Annotated in this window: 21 protein-coding genes and 1 riboswitch; of the genes, 5 read left to right on the forward strand and 16 right to left on the reverse strand. The window is 44.1% G+C overall.

Annotated features, from left to right (window positions below; all coding sequences use genetic code 11):
• The first annotated feature begins 419 nt into the window (after nt 1-419).
• Nucleotides 420-872, forward strand: a complete 453-nt coding sequence (locus tag AB6E54_RS19575) for an RNA-binding protein (protein WP_004736687.1) — start codon at nt 420-422, stop codon at nt 870-872.
• Here the strand turns inward: AB6E54_RS19575 and murI are convergent.
• The 3 genes from murI to AB6E54_RS19590 are packed head-to-tail and all read right to left on the reverse strand — an operon-like array spanning nt 835 to nt 4266.
• Entirely contained in the window at nt 835-1641 is an 807-nt protein-coding gene (gene murI / locus AB6E54_RS19580; RefSeq protein WP_372106816.1) for a glutamate racemase, read from the reverse strand. The genes AB6E54_RS19575 and murI overlap by 38 nt on opposite strands.
• Before the next feature lie 60 nt (nt 1642-1701).
• A complete protein-coding gene (locus tag AB6E54_RS19585; protein WP_372106814.1) occupies nt 1702-2367 on the reverse strand; it encodes an ATPase in 666 nt (221 codons plus the stop codon).
• A 48-nt stretch (nt 2368-2415) separates the two neighbouring features.
• Nucleotides 2416-4266 carry a TonB-dependent receptor domain-containing protein gene (locus AB6E54_RS19590; protein WP_229648276.1) on the reverse strand — a complete coding sequence of 617 codons (1851 nt, stop codon included), beginning with the start codon at nt 4264-4266 and terminating at the stop codon, nt 2416-2418.
• 39 nt (nt 4267-4305) lie between these two features.
• A riboswitch (cobalamin riboswitch) is annotated at nt 4306-4511 on the reverse strand.
• Nucleotides 4512-4665: 154 nt separating this feature from the next.
• Here AB6E54_RS19590 and trmA point away from each other — a divergent pair.
• The gene (gene trmA, locus AB6E54_RS19595; RefSeq protein ID WP_372103698.1) at nt 4666-5775 is read left to right on the forward strand and encodes a tRNA (uridine(54)-C5)-methyltransferase TrmA; all 1110 of its coding nucleotides are present in this window, start codon (nt 4666-4668) and stop codon (nt 5773-5775) included.
• A gap of 80 nt (nt 5776-5855) precedes the next feature.
• Here trmA and AB6E54_RS19600 read toward each other — a convergent pair whose 3' ends face one another.
• On the reverse strand, nt 5856-6227 hold the full coding sequence (locus tag AB6E54_RS19600; protein WP_372106812.1) for a YijD family membrane protein: 372 nt from the start codon (nt 6225-6227) through the stop codon (nt 5856-5858).
• Nucleotides 6227-6868 (reverse strand): HTH-type transcriptional repressor FabR, encoded by a 642-nt coding sequence (fabR, locus tag AB6E54_RS19605; protein WP_010438693.1) that lies wholly within the window; start codon nt 6866-6868, stop codon nt 6227-6229. The genes AB6E54_RS19600 and fabR overlap by 1 nt, the downstream gene beginning before the upstream one ends.
• Nucleotides 6869-7195: 327 nt before the next feature.
• On the opposite strand from fabR, the gene sthA reads away from it, so the two are divergent.
• Nucleotides 7196-8596, forward strand: a complete 1401-nt coding sequence (gene sthA, locus AB6E54_RS19610; RefSeq protein WP_017061048.1) for a Si-specific NAD(P)(+) transhydrogenase — start codon at nt 7196-7198, stop codon at nt 8594-8596.
• A gap of 183 nt (nt 8597-8779) precedes the next feature.
• Here the strand turns inward: sthA and dinF are convergent, their stop codons facing one another.
• The 4 genes from dinF to AB6E54_RS19630 all read right to left on the reverse strand — a co-directional run bounded on the left by dinF (nt 8780) and on the right by AB6E54_RS19630 (nt 12306).
• Entirely contained in the window at nt 8780-10135 is a 1356-nt protein-coding gene (dinF, locus tag AB6E54_RS19615) for an MATE family efflux transporter DinF (RefSeq protein WP_017061047.1), read from the reverse strand.
• A gap of 117 nt (nt 10136-10252) precedes the next feature.
• Nucleotides 10253-11131, reverse strand: coding sequence for a class I SAM-dependent methyltransferase (locus AB6E54_RS19620; protein ID WP_017070281.1), 879 nt, complete (start codon nt 11129-11131; stop codon nt 10253-10255).
• Between the two features lie 97 nt (nt 11132-11228).
• Complete coding sequence (lexA, locus tag AB6E54_RS19625; protein WP_019820514.1) at nt 11229-11849, reverse strand: transcriptional repressor LexA; 621 nt, start codon at nt 11847-11849, stop codon at nt 11229-11231.
• Nucleotides 11850-11943: 94 nt separating this feature from the next.
• The gene (locus AB6E54_RS19630) at nt 11944-12306 is read right to left on the reverse strand and encodes a diacylglycerol kinase (protein WP_017061045.1); all 363 of its coding nucleotides are present in this window, start codon (nt 12304-12306) and stop codon (nt 11944-11946) included.
• A gap of 220 nt (nt 12307-12526) precedes the next feature.
• Here AB6E54_RS19630 and plsB point away from each other — a divergent pair, with 220 nt between their 5' ends.
• Nucleotides 12527-14950: a glycerol-3-phosphate 1-O-acyltransferase PlsB gene (gene plsB, locus AB6E54_RS19635; protein WP_102332803.1), complete on the forward strand. Its 2424-nt coding sequence runs from the start codon at nt 12527-12529 to the stop codon at nt 14948-14950.
• Between the two features lie 101 nt (nt 14951-15051).
• On the opposite strand, the gene ubiA is transcribed toward plsB, so the two are convergent.
• The gene (gene ubiA / locus AB6E54_RS19640) at nt 15052-15906 is read right to left on the reverse strand and encodes a 4-hydroxybenzoate octaprenyltransferase (RefSeq protein WP_372106810.1); all 855 of its coding nucleotides are present in this window, start codon (nt 15904-15906) and stop codon (nt 15052-15054) included.
• Nucleotides 15907-16449, reverse strand: a complete 543-nt coding sequence (locus AB6E54_RS19645) for a chorismate lyase (RefSeq protein WP_164091128.1) — start codon at nt 16447-16449, stop codon at nt 15907-15909.
• A 162-nt stretch (nt 16450-16611) separates the two neighbouring features.
• Between AB6E54_RS19645 and AB6E54_RS19650 the strand changes: the two genes are divergently transcribed.
• A complete protein-coding gene (locus tag AB6E54_RS19650) occupies nt 16612-17019 on the forward strand; it encodes a flagellar basal body-associated protein FliL (protein WP_017063771.1) in 408 nt (135 codons plus the stop codon).
• A gap of 87 nt (nt 17020-17106) precedes the next feature.
• Here AB6E54_RS19650 and glpG read toward each other — a convergent pair whose 3' ends face one another.
• The 5 genes from glpG to ftsE form a co-directional block, all read right to left on the reverse strand.
• A complete protein-coding gene (gene glpG / locus AB6E54_RS19655) occupies nt 17107-17949 on the reverse strand; it encodes a rhomboid family intramembrane serine protease GlpG (protein ID WP_017063770.1) in 843 nt (280 codons plus the stop codon).
• A 58-nt stretch (nt 17950-18007) separates the two neighbouring features.
• Nucleotides 18008-18328, reverse strand: a complete 321-nt coding sequence (gene glpE, locus AB6E54_RS19660) for a thiosulfate sulfurtransferase GlpE (protein ID WP_017061039.1) — start codon at nt 18326-18328, stop codon at nt 18008-18010.
• Between the two features lie 440 nt (nt 18329-18768).
• Nucleotides 18769-19626, reverse strand: coding sequence for an RNA polymerase sigma factor RpoH (gene rpoH, locus AB6E54_RS19665; protein ID WP_017055518.1), 858 nt, complete (start codon nt 19624-19626; stop codon nt 18769-18771).
• Nucleotides 19627-19803: 177 nt separating this feature from the next.
• Entirely contained in the window at nt 19804-20772 is a 969-nt protein-coding gene (ftsX, locus tag AB6E54_RS19670) for a permease-like cell division protein FtsX (protein ID WP_017061038.1), read from the reverse strand.
• Nucleotides 20759-21436: a cell division ATP-binding protein FtsE gene (gene ftsE, locus AB6E54_RS19675; protein WP_004736585.1), complete on the reverse strand. Its 678-nt coding sequence runs from the start codon at nt 21434-21436 to the stop codon at nt 20759-20761. The genes ftsX and ftsE overlap by 14 nt, the downstream gene beginning before the upstream one ends.
• Nucleotides 21437-21443 lie beyond the last annotated feature (7 nt).

The raw sequence follows: 21443 nt of genomic DNA on the forward strand, positions 1-21443 counted from the left end.
TGATATTCATCAACGAGTGCCCACACAGATTGATAGGTTTAAATTGTTAAAGAGCGCTAGCGTTTTGTGATTCACATCTCAGTCGCTAGGGGTGCGTACTATACCTGCACCACTTAGAGAGTCAAGGGTTATTTTCAACTCCTTTTTCTCTACCGATTTCGCCGTGTGACTTTCGTCTCACTCCGTGTCGGTGAGGCGGCATTATAGAGAGATCGACATAGAGCACAAGGGCTTTTTTGAATAAAAGTTTTGTTCGCCTAAAAAGCCACCAGATCCGCATTTTTCGAATAAAAACTAAACATTTGAGACGTATCACAGCAATACATTGGCAAAATGGAAACCATGAACGTAAGATTCATGTATCTATTTTGTTAAGAGTAGATGCGTCTATTTCGTTTATTAATATGTAGTATTCCGATATGAACTCAAAAAAATCGATGTTGTTAATTGTCGCACTAGCTGTTCTAGGTGGCATTGTTTTCTCTCAGGTAGATATATCGCCTGCAATTACCTTTATCCTTGGTGTCTTGGCTTCCGCTTTTGTTGTTAACTTTTCAAGCACCGACTCAAAATCAGATTCAGAACCTAAGGCATCAACAAAAACACTTTATGTAGGTAACCTTCCATACAAAGCGAATGAATCACACGTACGTGAATTATTCTCAGAGTATGGTGAAGTATTTGCAGTACGCTTAATGAAAGACAAACGTACTGGTAAAAGAAGAGGCTTTGGATTTGTCGTAATGGCTAGCAATGATGTGAATCATGCTATTTCAGAACTTAACGATAAAGATTACATGCAACGAACTTTAAAAGTGCGAGTTGCAAATGATCCTAAACATCCAGAAACGGACGAAGCTGAACTGAGCTAAATCCTAACTGCTTTAACATGCTATTTAGTGCACTTTCTTTCTTAGGAAGTGCACTACAAAAAACCTCGCGCACTCCCCTTTCTTTATTACCACTTTCCAAATCCAATAAATCTTGAACTCGCTTCGCAATCGCTTTACCGGAATCAACCAATAAAACACTCTTACCTAAGACTTGTTGAATCTCTGATTTGATCAGTGGGAAATGTGTGCATCCTAAAACGGCCACATCGATTGTATTGATCATCGGTTGAAGGATTTGCTGCAACTCTTCAAGGTCAATCGCCTCACCTCTGAGTTTATCTTCGGCCATATCCACCAGCCGAGTAGAACCTAAAAGCTCGACTCTTTTATTACTCGAGAAGTTTTTGATGAGCTCGTGTGTGTATTCACGAGTAATCGTCGCAGGGGTTGCAATAAGTCCAACCGCTTTATTAGCCAGTAACGAGGCAGGTTTGATTGCCGGGACAACACCGACAATAGGGATAAGGTTATTAGCGCGAAGTGCAGGCAGGACTATCGTACTGGCCGTATTACAAGCTATCACCACAATATCAATAGCGTGACTCGCAACAAAACTGGCGACGATACTTTGGACTCGCTGAATGAGGACTTGCTGATCGAGCTCACCATATGGGTAAGCCTCGTTATCGAATACATAGATATAGTTGTGATTTGGTAGTAACTGGCTTATCTCTTTATATACAGAGAGGCCGCCAACTCCAGAATCAAAGACCAATATGTTTTTTTGTATGCTTTTCGACACAACCATTACCTGTAAGAAGTTCCGCAGCAATGATACCCCTTCACTTAGTTTTCGCCAATCATCACTCTATATAATGCAAGCTCGGTAGCGTTGATGCCCAAAGCGCTCACCCTGCTCTACATTTTCTAGCTCTATCTTGAGCTTACCTTTAAAGCATGGCGCTGACGTTACTAAGGTATGGAACTCACCATCTTCTCCACATGGGTCGACGTGACTTGGCAAACTGTCTATTAGTTCAGGCGTGTATTCTTTCCCGCAATAGCTCATGTCTAATGCATCGCTATCAACTGTGACGAGAAAGGTTTCGATTCCTCTATTTATGATTTCTTGAGCCAGAGTTTGGCTACTCTCTCCTAGTAGAGGAAATACACACTCCCAGCCCGCAGGTTCTATATAACTTCTTCGGTAATCAGCAATACCATTGCGAAACATATCGCCGAATGCCACGGCATCAATAGATAAACCCGATCCTTTAAGCGCCGTAACAATCGTACTTTGATAGATCTCGTTACTTGGGAACACCTCCGGCAGCTCAATCGTTATTAGAGGCAAACCGATCAATGTAGCCTGCATTCCGACAACCTCGATTGGCGTGACTTGGAAAGGGACCTCATCTCCAACATACGTAGTATAGAGAGCAACAACTTCATACTCGGTGCTTTCAAGTAGACGTTCTAGGGTTAATGTAGAGTCTTTGCCTGACGACCAACTTATGACGACTTTCTTTTTCATTGATATACCCAATAAGAAAAAACCGCCCGAAGGCGGTTTAGGTGTAAATTAGAATTGGTAAGATGCTGATACAAAGTATTCACGACCCGGTGTCGCGTAACCACTATACATTTCATAATCTTCATCGAATGCGTTACTCAGTTTCCCTTTCACCTTAAGATCTGCCGAAACTGCGTACTCAGCAGTAAAATTCCAAAGACTGTAGCTTGCTAATCGTGTCGTACCATTAAAACGCTCACCTTGATAAAGATACTGAGAGCCCAGAACCCAATCACCTAACTCAGCAAAGGCGTTCCATTTAGCGCCTTGTTTAGAACGGTATGCTAATTGCTGCTCTTTACCATTAGACTTATCTACTGGATCTTTCCAATCTAAGTAAAACTGGTGTGTAACGATTGAAGTATCAAAACCTAAACCCAGTTCAACACCTTTGATTTCAGCTTCACCAATATTGGTCATGCCAGCACCCTGCCACATCAACATGTTATCAATCTTGTTGATAAAGCCAGTAATAGACCAATCTAGATAAGAATGTGTGCCTTCAAGTGTTAACTCTGTATTTTGAGAGTCTTCTGCTTTTAGATTAGGAGCTTCGTAACCTGGGTAATATAAGTCTAAAAACGTAGGAGCTCTAAATGCAGTACCATGACTCGCTTTAAGCTCATAATTATCAAGGAATGCCCAACCCGCCGCTGCTTGCCACGTCGTGTTGTTTCCATATTGGCTGTTCTCATCATTTCGAGCACTTGCTTCAAGTGTCCAGCCATCTATAGTGTATTGACTAATAACACTCACACCATAGTTTTCACGAGGGTTCTCTTCTGGTTTATAGTAACTAGAACCAGTATAACCTTCATCTAACTCTTCACGTCGGTAATCTAAACCACCACCCAAAGCCAACTGCTCGTTTACTCGGTATGAATTCAACCAAGCAGCATTGATTTGGTTAATCGATGTGATACCACCACTTTTCTTACTCTTACCTACAATATAATCGTAGTTGTCTTGCTCTGCATAAGTAAGATCTAACGTTGAAGTGAGGTTATCTTCGTTGTAAGCCAAGTTTGTATTGATTGAACGAAATTCAGTTCGGCCAACTTTTTCTTCATGTCGAGCAGGCCCCCAAGGAGAAGCTGCCGAGCTATTGTCGTACTCACCTTCGTTGTCATAAGCCACAACATTAACAAAGGCATTAACTGTCTTGGTTAGCTGATTTTGGTAGCCAATATTTAAATTGTATGACTCAAAGCCGTGCTCATCACCATCATTGATACCCTCAATCGGCTTAACATTAAATCCATCATCCTTTTCATAACCAACAACAGCTTTAATATGTTGGTTATCATCAATTTTATGCAGAGCAGCTAAGGAGGTTACATAATGATTGTTTGTGCCATACCCGCCATACACTTTAACGGCATTCTCATTCACATCTGCTCTAGTAATAATATTGATGACACCAGAAATAGCTTCAGAACCATATATAGAGGCGCGCGCACCACGAATGAATTCAATTCGTTCAATTGAGTTAACTGGCAAAGAGTTAAAATCAACACCACCCATCATAGCTCTTGGTAAGCGAGTTCCATCCATTAGTACTAGAACTTGAGAAGAACTACCGCCTCGCACATAGAACGAGGCTGTTTGCCCGCGACCACCATATTGAGCAACTTCAACGCTTGGCAACGTTCGAAAAACGTCAATAAGGCTATTTGCTTGAAGTTTTGAAATGTCTTCTTTGGTAACCACTACAGTTTGCGCTAATACTGCGCCATCAACTTGCTCAAAACGGTTAGCCGTCACCACCATGGTTTCGTCGGCAGATGCTTCTTGGGCGTGTAAATTGGAGATAGGTGAAAGCAGCGATGCTACAGCAACCGCTAAAAGGGATTTCTTCATGTTGTGATCCTAAATCGCGTAAAGTCCTACCAAACCACATTGTGTGGCTTAGCCGCTGGCAGGTATTCGGACTCAAGAGCACAACCCTTATGGTTACCTAATATTCGACTTCCCACAAAAAGCTATTTGCAGTGTCTTATGAATACTCGTTCTCTTTTACCGCTGCGCGTCAGTTCTGGATTCACACCAGATTCCCTCTTCAGCCATCTATACATCCAAATGGCACCAGCTTGTCGGAGATAGTATTAACCTATGAATCATTTGTCTAGTCTAAGATAGTTATAAGCTATAGTTTTCAAGGTCGATTTACATTGAATAGCTCTCAACACTGGACAAGCGCCTGTGATTGAATAAAATCTGCGCTCTTGATTTAAAAGCACGACAGCAAAAGGCATAACAATGGCGAATTTAGATGTAAACCCGCAACGCTACCAAGAACAGCTCGCAGAAAAGACTGAACGTCTTACTGAAATGTTCTCACAATACAATGTGCCTGAGCTGGAAGTGTATGAATCTCCAGAACAACACTACCGCATGCGTGCTGAATTCCGCGTGTGGCATGAAGGTGACGATATGTATTACGTCATGTTCAATCAAGAGACCAAAGAAAAATACCGCGTAGACCAGTTTCCTGCGGCTAGTCGTCTTATCAACGATCTAATGCCTCTATTAACGGATGCAATGAAGAGCAACCACTCTCTACGCCACAAGCTATTCCAAGTAGACTTCCTTTCTACGTTAAGCGGTGAGATTTTGGTGTCACTGCTTTACCACCGTCAATTAGGTGAACAGTGGATTCAAGATGCTAAAGCGCTTAAGCAGCAATTAAATGATGAAGGCTTTAACCTAAACCTGATTGGCCGTGCGCGTAAGATGAAAATCGTACTGGATCGCGACTACGTCATTGAAAAGCTAGATGTGAATGGTGATAGCTATATATACCAGCAAGTAGAGAACAGCTTTACTCAACCAAACGCCAAAGTAGCAGAGAAAATGTTGGAATGGGCTGTCGACTGTACTCAAGACAGCAAAGGTGACTTGCTTGAGCTTTACTGTGGTAACGGTAACTTCTCATTAGCTCTGGCACAAAACTTTGAGCGTGTACTTGCAACAGAGCTAGCGAAGCCATCTGTAGAATCTGCTCAATACAACATTGCGGCGAACAAGATTGATAATGTTCAGATCATTCGTATGTCTGCGGAAGATTTTACCGTAGCAATGGAAGGTAAGCGTGAATTCCGCCGCCTACAGCAAGCAAACATCGATCTAAAGAGCTACAACTGCAACACTATCTTTGTTGATCCACCGCGTTCAGGTATGGACGTTGATACTTGTAAGATGGTGCAAGGCTACGAGCGCATCATGTACATCTCTTGTAACCCTGAGACATTGAAAGAGAACCTAGACATTCTAAGCGAAACGCACGACATCACTCGTTTTGCTCTGTTTGACCAGTTCCCTTACACGCACCACATGGAAGCTGGCGTATTCCTAGAGCGTAAAGCGTAAGTATCGCTTTCAGGTCTAAGCCAAACAGCAGATACAAAAAAACGAGCCCATTGGCTCGTTTTTTTAATTTCTAAATCAGCTTAAGCAGTTTTGCCGATAAAGCCGAGTTTCTTACCTACCCATGCAAGAAGCAACATCGCGACAATAATCGCAAAGAAGTTTGAGCCAGCATCAGGGTGTTGTGCCTTCACAAAAGCCGAGTGGCCAAATGCACCCACGAAGAAACAAGCTAAACCTACTAGTGGGATATCTTCAGATACTTGGTTAGTTAGGTACTCTTGGTAAAGCGCTTGTACAGCCAAAACTAAAGCGATAAGCGGGAAAATAGAGAAGCCCACTTCGCTCATTGTTACCCAAGATAACAATGCATCACCACACACACCGGCTACAACAGCAAGTACGAGTGTTTTTCTTTCAGAACCACGGTTTACAGTATTATTTTCATTCGACATTATTCAATCCCGCCTTTTAATCGGTTACGTTCACGTTCTTTACGATACCAAAAAGCTCCTTTGGCCATCATTCGCAATTGCATGATCAAGCGTTCAGCCAATTCATCTCGCTGACGTCGATCTAAATCTAATGCTTCTGCCCCTGAGTTGAAGACTAAGATAACCGAGGCTTCCGCTTGAGTGAAAGCTTCGTCCCTTGTCATGCCAGTCGTTATCAAATATTCGGTTAACTCAGCAGAGAAGTGCTGTATCTCACGAGCTACCGCTGCACGAAACTCAAATGAAGTTCCTGAGCGCTCTCGCAATAACAGTCTGAATACGTTAGGGCTGCTTTCAATGAATTCCATAAAGGTTTCAACCGATGTACGAATCACACTGCCTTCTTTTACTATGCGTTGCCTAGCTTGACGCATTAACTGGCGCAGCAGTAAGCCACCTTCATCAACCATGGTTAAGCCAAGCTCATCCATGTCTTTGAAGTGACGATAAAAGGAAGTCGGTGCTATTCCAGCCTCACGAGCGACTTCTCTCAAGCTTAGATTGGAAAAACTACGATCGGCGCTGAGTTGGCTAAATGCTGCATCGATTAAGCTGCGACGAGTTTTTTCTTTTTGCTGTGCGCGAATGCCCATTGGTTTCATACTTTATCAATTTCTTCTTTTACAGCCTAAACAGGCATGTCTAATACTCTATTCAATATAACGCGAATCACTTATTTATATAAGGCACTCTGGTTATATAAGACACTAAACATACCTCTTTGTTCACGTACCGAAGTAAATACGTTCGAAGAAAAAATTTCAATATCCACACTGTCATTTGGAGACATACGACATACCAAATATTATTTTTTCGATAACACTGCGTGATCCCACCGACTCTCTGATGCCCTTTTCATGTACCCAAGAACAGAATCAGTTAAAATCTCGCTAAAGCAATGTTACTCAAATATAACAAGGAAGATATCTATGCCGCACTCCAACCACTTTGATGTAATCGTAATTGGTAGTGGCCCCGGAGGAGAAGGGGCAGCGATGGGATTAACCAAAGCCGGGTTGAACGTTGCAATCATTGAGAAAGAGAGCAGCGTTGGTGGTGGTTGTACTCACTGGGGAACCATTCCTTCAAAGGCACTGCGTCATGCCGTAAGTCGTATTATCGAATTCAACAGTAATCCGCTGTTTTGTCAGAACAACAAAAGCATACACTCAACGTTTTCTAACATTTTGGGGCATGCCAAATCGGTTATCGACAAGCAGACTCGATTACGCCAAGGCTTCTACGACCGCAACCAGTGCACGTTGGTCTTTGGTACTGCACGTTTTATCGATACCAACACTGTCTCGGTAATGCAAAGCGATGGCACTGAAGAACATTACAGTGCAGACAAATTTGTTATCGCGACAGGCTCTCGCCCTTACCAACCAGATAACGTCGACTTCCTGCATGAACGTATCTACGACAGTGACTCGATTCTTTCTCTTAAACACGACCCGCAACACATCATCATCTATGGTGCTGGCGTTATTGGTTGTGAATACGCGTCGATTTTCCGCGGTTTGGGTGTAAAAACCGATCTTATCAATACTCGTGACCGTCTGTTGTCATTCCTAGACAATGAAACCTCAGATGCACTTTCTTATCACTTCTGGAACAGCGGTGTCGTGATTCGCAACGATGAAACCTTTGAGAAAATTGAAGGCACTGATGATGGCGTGATCATTCACCTAGAGTCAGGTAAAAAGATGCGCGCTGATTGCCTACTGTATGCCAATGGCCGAACGGGTAATACCGATAAACTGAACCTTGGTGCTGTTGGCTTAGAAGCGGACTCGCGTGGGCAAGTCTCAGTAAATACCAATTACCAAACCAATGTTGACCATGTTTACGCTGTCGGTGATGTGATTGGCTACCCTAGCCTAGCAAGCGCGGCTTATGACCAAGGTCGATTTGTGGCTCAAGCAATTGTGAAAGGTGAAGCTGAACGCCACCTTATCGAAGACATTCCAACCGGCATCTACACCATCCCGGAAATCAGTTCTGTTGGTAAAACCGAGCAAGAACTTACCGCAGCTAAAGTACCGTATGAAGTAGGACGTTCTTCATTCAAACACCTAGCTCGTGCTCAAATTGCGGGTAAAGACATTGGTAGCTTGAAGATTCTGTTCCATCGCGAAACCAAAGAGATTTTAGGTATCCACGTGTTTGGTGAGCGTGCCGCTGAAATCATCCATATCGGACAAGCGATCATGGAACAGAAAGGTGAAGCAAATACCATCGAGTACTTTGTGAATACAACCTTTAACTATCCAACGATGGCGGAAGCTTATCGTGTTGCAGCACTCAACGGGCTTAACCGTTTATTCTAGATAAAGAACCAATAGGAGTATTTGACCACCCATAGGCCAAATACATAAACAGCAAGCCACGCGCTTGCTGTTTTTATTTAAAACACTGAATATTAAGGCATTGATAGTAATTAGATCATGATGTTCTAAATACCCCTTTACCTGTACAGCCTCATTTACTCTCCACAAACAGAGCCCTCAGAGCTAAGCGAGAAACTCCCCTTTCTTCCACTGAGAAACAAACAACACACCAAGACCAATTCCGCGCATTGCCATAAAGCTCAGCATCGCTAACCACAGTGCATGGTTCTCTAAACCTGATGCTAAATAGAAAATCGCGAAGAAACTACAGGTCGCAACAAACATACTATTGCGCATATCCTTGCCCTTAGTTGCTCCAACAAAAATACCATCCAACAAGAAGCACCACATAGACACCAATGGCATTGCGATTAACCACGGTAAATACACCTCGGCTTGACTCTTCACGTCTGGGATTGTGGTGATCATATTGATTAAGCTCGAGCCAACGAGTGCGAACACTATGGTCAGTACCAAACAAATATTGAAGCTCCAGAAGAAAGTTCCAATCAATGACTGGTTCAGCTCATCTTTGTCTTTCGCGCCTATCGCCTTACCGACCATCGCTTCCATTGCGTAGGCAAAGCCATCCATCCCATAAGAGATGATCATCAAGAAACTCATCAACACGGCATTGGCCGCAACAACATCATCGCCAAAGCTTGCACCTTGGAAGGTCATGAAAGTGAAAGTCGCTTGTAGGCATAATGAACGAAGAAAGATATCGCGATTCAATTTCACGAAACGACTCAAACCTTGGCTGGTTTTCTTAAGCAGATCCCATGGCGATGGTAACTGCTTCTTCGCCCAGATTCGGTAAACACAAATCAAGCCAAATGTTAGACCGGCATAATCAGCCATTACAGATGCCAATGCTGCACCTTCCACTTGCCATCCTAAGCCGATAACAAAAACAATATCCAAAACGATATTGGTGATATTGGTGATGATCACCATCCACATGGGCGCTTTGGCATTTTGAGTCCCGAGTAACCAACCTAGAATCACAAAGTTAGTTAGCGCAGCAGGCGCACTCCAAGCGCGGATTGAGAAATATTGCTGACCATAGTGCTTAACTTGATCACTGGCGCTACTCAATGAGAAAACTAAATCGGCGACTAGACTGTGTAAAAGCAAAAAGACACCAGCAAACCCTAAGGCCATGGTCACGCCTTGCACAAAGACTAAACCAAGTTGCTTGCCATCATTCGCACCATAAGATTGTGCGGCTAGCCCTGTTGTCGACATGCGCAGGAAACCAAGCAACCAAAAGGTCACGCTGATCATTGTGCCGCCCAGCGCCACACCACCTAAATACCAAGAGTGCTCGAGGTGACCGATAACCGCCGCATCGACTAAGCCCAGCAGTGGAACAGTAATATTAGAGAGAACCATCGGGATCGCGAGCAGCAGCACTTTTTTGTGCATCGCCTGATTGGATAGCGTTTGAAAAATAGTTTGGGGATTAAATAGCTTCACGATCACCTCTTAGATTAGAGGCGATAGTTTAACCTAGTGGGTGGGCTTTCACTATGTTGTGGAATTTTACTTATACCGGCTATGTACTCAGTTACTCGAAATACAGAACCACTAGGGTTACCACTTAACGAGCACTAACTGCGGCGTTAAACGCTTTTTGACCTGAGAGATCTTACAAAGAAGCCGCTGCCACAATTTCCAACGATTGCATTGTTGGTCTAGGGGAGAAAACGCTTTTACCCATTGTGCCCATGGCAGCCAATTAAGAACGCTGTCTATTGGTGAAGACAACCCATGAGCATACTTTCCTGAACCAAGCTTTTGTCCCAACGTACTTGAGCTTTTATCTCCAGCTAAGACTAAACACGCATGTGCATGAGTAAAGTAGCGGCTCAAAGACTGAATGAAGTTCGCGGTCTGTTGTTCATTACAATCCAGCAAAGCATGTTCACACACCACCATCACCGAGGCTTGTTCTGGAATATTAAGTTCATCCAACCAAGTTAGGTCATCGACAGAGCCACACTCTAAGCGATAGCGTTCATTTTTGTGGAACAAGCGTTGTCGCCAAAGCAGATTCTCGGTTACATCTAACTCAACCCAATGACAGCGGCCATTATCTAAACGGTAGAAACGGGTATCGAGCCCTGCTCCCACGTTAATAATCCAAGCATCTGGGTTATGAGATAAAAACTGTTGAACTTGAGAATCACAAAGTTGAGTCAGTGTCGCGTAAAGGAGTTGCTGTTGGTCGAGTTCACCGGTAAGACATTCTGGTGCGAGCTGGCAACGCTTGCAGGCTTGAGCTGCGATAGGATCATAAACGAGACCATCATCAGCTAGGCTTTCACGGCTACGAAACCAAAGATGCTGAACGAGGTTCGTCGGAACTTGGAATTCTTGATGTGCAGACCCTTGTTCAGAAGAAGCCTTTTGAACAGAGGAGCGCGGCTTACGAGTAAGCGGCTTCATTTGAGGTTTGGTTGGGTTTGGCATCATCATCTTCCTTGTATCTCGACAAAGAAGATGATAATGAATATCAATTACAATGACAAGTTATTGAGAATAAATATCAATAAGCTGTTTGTACTGACTACATCCAGTCGGTGTTGCGAATAATACCAACCGCAAGCCCTTCAATAGACAAGTGTTGAGATTCTAGATCGACATGGATTGGAGAAAACTCTTCATTTTCAGCATGTAACAGAACCGTTGAACCTTTACGTTCTAGGCGTTTTACCGTTACATCATCATCGACACGAGCCACTACAACCTGACCATCGCGTACATCTTGTGTTTTATGAACAGCTAATAAATCACCATCCATAATACCGATGTCTTTCATACTTTCGCCATTTACACGAAGTAAGAAGTCAGCTTGTGGTTTAAACATGCCTGGATCAACTTGGTAATGCATTTCTACATGCTCTTGAGCCAAGATAGGCTCACCAGCGGCAACCTGACCGATTAATGGTAAACCTTGCTCTTCGTTTGCTGCATCTTCAAGCAAAATACGAATACCGCGAGACGCACCCGGGATAATCTCAATCGCTTCTTTACGAGCAAGAGCTTTCAAATGTTCTTCTGCAGCATTAGCAGAACGGAAGCCTAGTTCACGCGCGATTTCTGCACGTGTCGGTGGCATACCGGAATCTTCGATCTTACCTTTGATAAGGTCAAAGACTTGTTGCTGGCGGGGCGTTAACGGCTTCATGATTCACCTGTCTTTTTATACAGTTGACTGTGAGTATATCCAGTAACTGAACAAAAGCAAAGCAATTGCTTGTTTTTAGTTCATTTTTAGCAAATTACAAAAACAGGATCTCTAGCCACACATAACCTGCGAGTGCCAAACAGATGAAAACTGCTGCCGAACCGACATCTTTAGCCATCCCAGAAAGCTCATGATGTTCACTGCCGATTCGGTCGACAACCGCTTCAATCGCGGTATTGATTAGCTCGACAACCATCACCAATACCACCGATGAGATCATTAAGATTCGTTCAACTTGGCTTACATCTAGGTAAAATGCCAACGGAATAAGCACGACCGCCATGAACACTTCCTGTCGAAATGCAGCCTCATTTTTAAACGAACTCGTAATGCCTTGCCATGAAAAGCCTGCTGCTTTGATGATGCGTTTGAATCCGGTGTTTGATTTTTTGGTCATTTTTAACCCTATACTCAATCAGTCGATGAATGATTTTCCACAAACTTAACGGCAATATGACTATTTCCATTAAAAGGTTAGACCAGTTTCTGGTATTCTTGCATCGATTAAATTTACGCCTAGGCTTATCCCTATTTCACTCATAGGATTTATCCTTTTTATCAGAGAAATAGAGATACGCTTCAGCACATTGAAATAACTATTGAGGCAGTGAACCTATATGTCTTCTGGACAATCTTTTTCACGTTCATTAATGAAGCTACCTTTATCCGTATTGGTAAAGGGCACATCAATTCCTTCAAACCCTGTTGAGGATTTGAACGTTGATTTGAGCAAACCGATTGTATACGCCTTACCGTTTCGCTCAAGTGTCGACATTCTTACATTGCAAAAACATGCACTTGAATTAGGCCTACCTGATCCGTTGACCAAGCTTGAAATCAACGGCAAATCACTGCAACGCTACGTTTTCATCTCTTCTCGCAAAACTCTGCTGCAAGACGATGATTATGTACCAAGCTCATCAATTGAAGTCTTCTCTGAGCTGCTTTCACTGCATGCTGAAGACTCTGATCTCGACGTTCAAGTTATCCCTGCCACTGTATTGTGGGGTCGTAAGCCTGGTAAAGAGAATAACCAGAAACCTTACCTACAAGCAATGAACGGCTTAGAGAAATCAAAAGCGGTATTACTGGCAGGTCGTGACTGCTTGGTTCGCTTTAGTCCTGTGGTTTCTCTGCGTTACATGGCTAACTCACACGGCACCGACAACACCATCGCACACAAACTGGCGCGCGTGGCACGTATTCACTTTTCTCGCCAAAAACTTGCAGCATCAGGTCCTAACCTGCCCAGTCGCCAAGCTCTGTTTGACCGCCTACTAAAATCTGAAGCGATCAAGAAAGCGATTGAAGATGAAGCACAAGCAAAAAACATCTCGATCGAGAAAGCGAGCAAAGAAGCTCAAGACATCATGGACGAGATTGCTGCGAACTTCTCTTACTCGCTAATCAAACGCGGTGAGAAGATTCTTGGTTGGTTGTGGAATAAGTTGTATCAAGGCCTGCATATCAGCAACGCTTCAACAGTTCGTAAGCTGGCTCAAGATGGTCACGAGATTGTTTATGTGCCTTGTCATCGTAGTCACATGGATTACTTACTGCTTTCTTACGTGCTTTACCACGAAGGCATGGTGCCGCCGCATATCGCTGCGGGTATCAATCTGAACTTCTTCCCTGCCGGTCCTATTTTTCGTCATGGTGGTGCGTTCTTTATTCGTCGGAGCTTCAAAGGCAACAAGCTGTACTCGACTATTTTCCGTGAATATCTGGCAGAATTGTTCGCTAAAGGTTACTCAGTTGAGTACTTCAGTGAAGGTGGTCGCTCTCGTACGGGTCGTCTACTGCAAGCTAAAACCGGCATGTTGGCGATGACTATTCAGGCTATGCTGCGCGGCATGAATCGCCCGGTGACTTTGGTTCCTGTGTACATCGGCTACGAGCACGTGATGGAAGTGGCGACTTACGCAAAAGAACTTCGTGGTAAGCGCAAAGAAAAAGAAAACGCGAGCTTAGTGATTCGTACCATTCGTAAGCTGCGTAACTTTGGTAAAGGCTACGTGAACTTCGGTGAGCCAATTCAACTGAACCAATACCTGAATGAACACTCACCTGAGTGGACCAAAGACATCGACCCAATGGGCACTAGCAAACCACAATGGATGAACCCGGTGGTTAATGACTTGGCGACCAAAATGATGACGCACATTAACGATGCGGCAGCGACCAATGCCCTGACCCTTTGTGCAACGGCACTATTGGCTTCAAGACAGCGCGCATTGTCTCGTGACTCTTTGGTTTCTCAGATTAATTGCTACCTGTCTCTGCTTAAGAATGTTCCATATTCGGCAACGTTCACTGTGCCAAAAGACAGCGCTGAAGATTTAGTAAAACATGCTGAATCACTGAACAAGTTCTTGATTGAATCAGACTCAATGGGCGACATCATTTCGCTAGACCGTCACCAGTCAATTCTGATGACCTACTACCGAAACAACATCATTCACTTGTTTGCTCTGCCATCGTTAATTGCACAGATGACTATTCGTCAACGCGGTTTATCAATTGACGCGATCCAAGAGAACGTTGCTGCTATCTACCCGTTCTTGAAGAAAGAGCTGTTCCTAAGCTACGACGAAGACAAGCTTGAAGGCGTGGTTTCTAACATCATTGAAGAGCTGGTTAACCAAGGTATGCTTGTGGTTTCTGATAATGAAGTCACCATCAACCAATCAAACAGCCAAGCACTGATGCTGTTAGGTCGTACGATTTCAGAAACGCTACAACGCTACTCTATTGCTTTGAACCTGTTAGCAGAGAACCCTGATCTGGATAAATCCGATCTTGAACAGAAGAGCCAAGACATTGCACAGCGACTTGGTCGTCTGCAAGGCATCAATGCACCAGAGTTCTTCGATAAAGGCGTGTTTGCTTCTATGTTCGCAACGTTGAAGCAGCAACAGTACCTAGATAACGACGGCAACTGCGATTTAGAGAAGACTCAGCAATTCGCTAAGCTTCTTTACTCGATGCTTTACCCAGAAGTCCGTCTGACTATTCAAGAGAGTATTCACCAAGTCGAGTAATTCCTGTATATAGCAGGGCTCTGATAGCAGATTCAACGCGATCAAAAAAGGCACCCACTGGGTGCCTTTTTCTTGAATATTCGTTTGATAAAAACTGATGCTTACCAGAAGGTAACGAACAAACCGACCGTTACGGCCATACCAACATAGTTGTTATTTAGAAAAGCTTGAAAACATAAGTCTCGGTCACGATGCCGCATCAAATGTTGTTGGTACACAAACAAGCTGCCTGCGGCTAACAATGCCCAATAGAAAGTATCACCAAATTGGTAGTGCATACCTAACGCAATCAGCATCGCTAGGGTGACGAGTTGCAAAGAGCCAACAATCAGTTTATCGAAGCGACCAAATAAAATAGCCGTCGATTTAATACCAATCTTCAAGTCATCATCTCGGTCAACCATCGCATATTGCGTGTCGTAAGCAATCGTCCACAACGCGTTAATCACGAAGACAAACCACACAATGCTTGGCAGTTCATTGGTTTGTGCCGCCCAAGCCATTGGTATCGCCCAACTAAACGCTAAGCCAAGAAACAACTGTGGAAGATGCGTAAAACGCTTCATGAAAGGGTAAATGAACGCCAGACCCACACCAATAAATGAGAGCTTAATGGTCAGTGGATTCATGGTGAGTACCAGCAAGAATGAAACTACGGCTAGCACTAAAAAGAGCAGAATCGCTTCCTTACTGGAAACCAAACCTGAGGGTAATGGACGCTGCTTGGTACGTTTAACATGACCATCTACTTTACGGTCCGCAAAGTCATTGATCACACAGCCAGCTGAACGCATCAACACCACGCCGAGTACAAAAACAACCAAGACATCAAAATCAGGCATACCTTGTGCGGCGATAATCAGTGACCACAAGGTCGGCCAAAGGAGTAATAGGGTACCAATCGGGCGATTCATTCGCGTTAATTGCCAATACGCCTTCGCTTTGGTGGCAAGCATTTACACACTCTCCTTAGAGTAAATGGGTGATGTTGGTAAAAACAGTTCTGCCACAAGCATCGGTTTATGGTTCATCCATAATCGAGAACGACGCGCGAGTAATCGCTCATCGCCTGCGATAACCCAACCAACTTGCAGCGCATCTCGCTCCACGTTCTCAGCACTAAAAACGGTCAATCCAAGCGGGACATTACCTTGTTGAGAAAGGTCTGAGTGCTGATGATCTTCTAATGTGACTCGGGGAATCAAGGTTCGACCTAACACCCACGGTTCGTCATCACCCTTTAAAATCACTTTACGCAGTAAGCAATCAAACGATGATAAAAGATGTTCCTCGTCTTGTTGCAGCATTGAGCGTTCTACAACTTGATTATGAAGCAACTCAACAGACAGGTGCTGACAGCACTTCCCCAACTTGCGGGAAAGAGAACCTTGCTCCATCAGCCACTCTTTGGTGGTTTCATTAGGAAAATCAAATGTTTCTGTACTTTGCCAATCTACATTCATTAACGAATTAAGATACAGCGATATTGGCTGATTCATACTAGTATTCAATAGGTGACTTTACACGTACAATAAAGCTTCAACTTTCGAACAAAATTAAAGCGTTCTTCGAATTGTAAACGTATTTAGATTTAGACCGCTCATTGTAACAAGACTAATGCGTTTCGAATATCGCGAATAAACTAAAGAAAAGTCACAAATATGCACAAACGTTATGTAGCCCAAATATTTCTTGCGATTACCCTACTCTTTTCAGCATCAAGTTTCGCGGAAGAGGAGTCGGCAGCTAAACTCGCCTACTTCACGCTAGAGCCAGACCTGACCACCAATTTTTACACTAAAGGTAAAAAACTGGGCTACATTCAGGTTCGCCTCGACATCATGGTGGCAAATAGTAGCGACTTGGCCGCTATTGAGCATCACCAACCACTGATTCGCGATGCGGTGATTGAATTGCTTGGCAAACAAAACGAAGAAACCATTAAATCTCTATCTGGCCGTGAAGACTTAAGAAAATCCTTAGTTGAACACCTCAACAAGATTTTGCTTCCAGAGACAGGTAAAACCCTGATTGCTGACTTACTGTTTACCAAATACCTTTATCAGTAATGATGTAAAACGAATCCCAATAAAAAAGCGGCTCATCTGGCCGCTTTTTTTGTCTCTATCGTTTGGCTACTCATTAGAAGATATGAATTAGCTTCTTGCCGAGCTTGGTGCTTTCATCGCATCGATAAAGCCAATAATCACACCAGCGGCTAGACCAGCTAAATGCGCCGTATTGGCGATAGCCATAAATGGCTGCATGTACCCAAGCACCAACCACACCAACATAAAGCCGACAATCTGTCTTGGGATACCTAAACCAAGTTGTGGCGCCTTCGCACCAACCACCCATAAGTAACCAACCAAGGCATACACAACACCAGACAAACCACCGAAGTTCGCCCCTTCAACCCAATACTGCCCAGCACCTGAAAGCGCAGAAGAGACAGCAAAGATCTGAAGTAGCTTGAGGCTGCCAAGTTTCTTCTCAATGTCTCCACCTAGCTGCCACCACCACAAAATATTAAATGCGATGTGCATAACAGAGAAATGTAGAACGGCATGACTCAACCAACGCCACAGCTGCCATTGCTGTCCATCCACCGCTGGGAAATGTAGGGCATTGAAAATAGCTTGGCCAAAACCGATCTGTTGCAGCGCAAAAATCACCACACACACCAACATCAGGCTTAGTGTCACTGGGCCTGCTTTGGCTTTGATCATGCCCATGAAGCTTGGCGTGTGGTAATGGAAGTTGCTCTTTCTGGTCTCTGCCATGTCCCAAGATGCAGCTTGATAGCGCTTATGATTGGGCTCAGCCAGAAAACGATTCAGCTCAGCTTCGGTTTCAACCTGAAATTGGCCATCAAGAAGCCAAAGAGCAAAACGCCCTTCTCCCTCTGGAGACATCTGAATAGGGATCTGACGAGAGGCCATATAATCAATAAATGCTTGAGCAAGACGTGGATTGTCTAACACCATCAATCTAATCATTGTTACTTCCTATTCATTCTATGAGGGATGCTTGAGGCGGTTCAGGTGATGAAAGTCATTAACCTGCGATCACTGGAAGTTCAGCACGATGCCAAGCTTCGAAACCACCATCAACACTATATACCTCTTCAAAGCCTTGGTTCACTAAATATTGTGCCGCACCTTGGCTACTGATGCCGTGGTAGCACATCACTAAGATAGGTTGTTCGAACTCAACCTCATCCATGAATGACACCATCGTATCGTTAGTCAGGTGGTAGGCTGTTTTTGGGTGGGCAACCGCAAAAGACTGCGGGTCACGTATATCGACAAGTCGAGCTTCGCCTTGTTCGATGAGGGCTTGAGCGCCTTTAACATCGATATGTTTAAACTGGTCCATGACTTTCTCTTTTTATACTGATTTACTTTGCTGCCATTGTAACCTATCCCAAGGCTAACATTCACATCCACTTAATAAGGTTATCCACCAGCGATCACTTTTACACCATTTGTGGATAAATCTGTGAATTGCGTGAATAAAGTGTCTTTTCAAAAATAGATCCACAACATGTAGTAATGATCCTGATCTAACTGTGGGTTAACTGAAACATATCCCCACTCGAAAAACCCCGTCAAAGCCTTACTACACACTGCTTTTAGATAGCTGACGAATAAACTTCTCACAGAGTTATCCACAAAATCATTTTGCAAATTTCGATCGCAAAAGTTGAGAAATCGATCCAAAACAAAAAGGCCGAGATCTCTCGATCTCGGCCTTTTCAAAATTCAGCTATTTGTTAGCTCTACTAGAAAGTAGAAGCTAATAGAAACTAGATGCTATTAGAAATCACCAACGGCTTGTTTCAATTTCTTCATCGCATTCTTTTCTAACTGGCGAACACGCTCAGCTGATATACTGTAGGTATCCGCTAAGTCTTGCAGGGTTGCCTTGTTGTCGTCTAACCAACGTGAGCGAACAATGTGTTGGCTACGCTCGTCTAAGCTTGCTAGTGCTAGCCCTAGGCGATTATTGGTGTGTGACTCCCAGTTAGCCGCTTCAACCGTCTCAGCAACGTCTGACGCCTTGTCTTCTAGGTAGTAAACTGGAGCAGTGTAAGCAGAACCGCCATCGTCATCGTCCATAGGCGCTTCAAACGTCGCATCTTGTGCTGCTAAGCGAGATTCCATCTCACGAACTTCTGAAGGCTCAACACCCAGTTCACGAGCAACCGTCTCAACTTCACCGTTATTGAACCAACCCAAACGCTTTTTAGACTTACGAAGGTTAAAGAACAGTTTACGCTGTGCCTTAGTGGTCGCAATTTTAACGATACGCCAGTTACGTAGAACGTATTCATGGATTTCAGCTTTGATCCAGTGAACAGCAAACGAGACGAGACGAACACCAACTTCTGGATTGAAGCGCTTAACAGCCTTCATCAAGCCGATGTTACCTTCTTGGACGAGATCAGCCATTGGTAGCCCGTAGCCAGAGTAGCCTCTGGCAACGTGCACCACGAATCTTAGGTGGGAAAGGATCAAGCCTTTCGCAGCGTCGATCTCACCTTTGTAATGTAATCGCTCTGCAAGTCCACGTTCCTCTTCAGGAGTCAGCATAGGGTAGCTGTTCGCTGAGCGGATATAGCTATCTAAACTATCTTGTGTGACTAAAGCCATTTGATACGCTTGGTTTGCCATTCGGTTCCTCATCAATCTCTGATCTGGAGTAATACATCTATTAAAACCCTACAATCTTGAACCTAAAATGAACAGGTTTCAAGGAGGGGGAAGTAATTATGCATAATCAATTCGTCTATACAAGGCAAAAACTGGTTAAGAAGTGCCTATTTTTCGTCTAAATATGACTCTATTCACCTAAACTGGTTCAATTTCTTTTAGGTGACGCTGTGCAGAAAGCTTTGCAGCCACACTACCAAGCAGAGTTCCGACGATCAAAAGCAGTAAAGATTCATCCCAACTCAGGCCAATTAAACGGAAGTGGCTGTCGTATAGCTGAGCCAAGTCATCCACCGCGCTGTTCAGCAATACGGTAATCAATGCCGTCATTACCCAAGCGCTAATCGAACCTAAAACGCCAAACCACATCCCAGCATAAAGGTATGGTCGAAGAATGTAGCTGTCGGTCGCACCAATCAGCTTCATGGTTTGAATCTCTTCTTTATGCGCCAACACATTAAATCGTAGTGTATTGCCGATAATCAGAAATACCGCGCCCAGCATCAATACCGTTAAGGTAATCACGATGACAGCCGCTAATGCTTTGATCGCATCTAATCGCGCTAACCAATCTTCGTCTAGGCGAACATCGGTCACTAATTCTTGTTGTTTAACTGTGCCTGCCAGCTCTTTAATTAAGGTATCGCTGTGCACGCTTGGCGTAATCACCAGCACACCTGGCAGTGAATAATCGTCGAGAATGGTTAGGGCGTCTTCAAAACCAGAATACTGGCTGAGGTCTGCAAGCCCTTGCTGCGGAGAAATGTACTCCACGAGCTCAACTTGATCCCAACTTTCGATTTCATCCTTAAGCACCATTACTCGTGGCTCAGGAATACCATCCTCTACATAAGCACTTATTTGTGACGGGCTAGTGACATCTTGCGCCACTTCCCCTACATTTTTACCTAATAGGTACAAACAAGCTGGCATCGCCAACGCCATAGAGATCACCGCAAGGGTCAGTAAGTTGCCTAACGGGCGCTGCCACATTTGCGAGAACGATGACTTGGCTTGTTTCCAGTGAACAACAAAGAAGCCGTCGCTTGAAGCGCGGTTTGCTGCTCGATTAGATTGAGGTTTTTTGATGCGCTTATTCGCGGCCATAGTCTTCAACCTCACTCAAAAATCCTTGGTTTAATTCAAGATGGCGGTACTGAGGGCGAGTGTTCACTAACCCGATATCGTGCGTCGCTAGGATGATCGTCACACCTGCGCGGTTGAATTCTTCAAATAATCGCAACACACGGTTAGATAATTCAGGGTCTAGATTACCGGTAGGCTCATCGGCTAAAAGCAGAGTTGGACGGTTAACCACGGCGCGAGCAATACCCACGCGTTGTTGTTCACCACCAGAAAGTTGGCTTGGCAAACAACGGGCTTTATCTAATAAACCGGTTTTATCCAACGCAGCACTGACTCGGCGTTTTATTTCGTTTTCAGAAATAGATTCAATACGCATAGGCAGAGCGACGTTATCGAAAATCGAACGGTCCATCAGCAGGCGATGGTCTTGAAAAACAATCCCAATATTACGGCGTAAGAAAGGAATGTCTTTGGCTGGGATACGAGTGATATCGTGATCGTTGAACCAGACACGTCCATCAGTTGGACGCTCTATCGCGCAGATCAACTTCAGCAAGGTACTTTTACCAGCCCCAGAGTGCCCACCCAAAAAAGCCATCTCTCCACGTTTCAGGTGAAAGTCCACTTTTTGGAGCGCTTGTCTTCCACCTCGGTAGGCTTTACTCACTTGCTGAAATTTGATCACCGAAAAT

The sequence above is a fragment of the Vibrio sp. 10N.247.311.49 genome (assembly GCF_041467655.1).
Lineage (GTDB): Bacteria > Pseudomonadota > Gammaproteobacteria > Enterobacterales > Vibrionaceae > Vibrio > Vibrio crassostreae_C.